General features: G+C 61.7%; 1 protein-coding gene. It reads left to right on the top strand.

The genetic code is table 11. From position 1 onward, the window contains the following. Positions 1–313: hypothetical protein (locus G3O06_RS49895; RefSeq protein WP_277403808.1), on the top strand; the 313-nt coding region annotated here is incomplete at both ends.

Raw genomic sequence — 313 nt, 5'->3', positions numbered from 1 at the left:
TCGTCGTGCTCAGGCCCGTCGACACCGACGTCGACAGCGACGAAACGTTGCTGTCCGTCGTGCTCAAGCCCGTCGAGATCGAACTCACCGAGCTATTGGTCGTGCTCAGACCCGTCGACAACGACGAAACATTACTGTTCGCCGTGCTCAGGCCCGTCGACACCGACGTCGACAGCGACGAAACCGTGCTGTCCGTCGTGCTCAAGCCCGTCGAGATCGAACTCACCGAGCTATTGGTCGTGCTCAGACCCGTCGACAACGACGACACGCTGCTCGTCGTCGTGCTCAGGCCCGTCGAGATCGAGCTCACCGA

The sequence above is a fragment of the Burkholderia sp. Ac-20345 genome, from assembly GCF_017104825.1.
Taxonomy (GTDB): domain Bacteria; phylum Pseudomonadota; class Gammaproteobacteria; order Burkholderiales; family Burkholderiaceae; genus Burkholderia; species Burkholderia lata_B.
This window is presented reverse-complemented; position numbering and strand designations above follow the sequence as displayed.